The 202-nt window shown below is 57.9% G+C and carries 1 rRNA gene; it reads right to left on the bottom strand.

Features of this window, described 5'->3' with window-relative positions:
- Nucleotides 1–69 (bottom strand): 5S ribosomal RNA (rrf, locus tag ACZ3HG_RS25155); the annotation flags it as partial.
- Between the last annotated feature and the right edge of the window lie 133 nt (nt 70–202).

Consider the following 202-nt stretch of genomic DNA (forward strand, 5'->3'; position numbering starts at 1 on the left):
GGCGCTACGGCGTTTCACTTCTGAGTTCGGCATGGGGTCAGGTGGGACCACCGCGCTAAAGCCGCCAGGCAAATTCTGTTTTGTCCCCGCCGTCGCTTGCGCAACCGCACGGACCAATCCGTTTCGAACAGGCTGAAAATCTCTTTGCGTCTCTCAAACGCCACGCCAGAACGCTTCTGGCGTTGTAAGGTTAAGCCTCACG

This window comes from Erwinia sp. PME.40.26/001 (genome assembly GCF_055556675.1).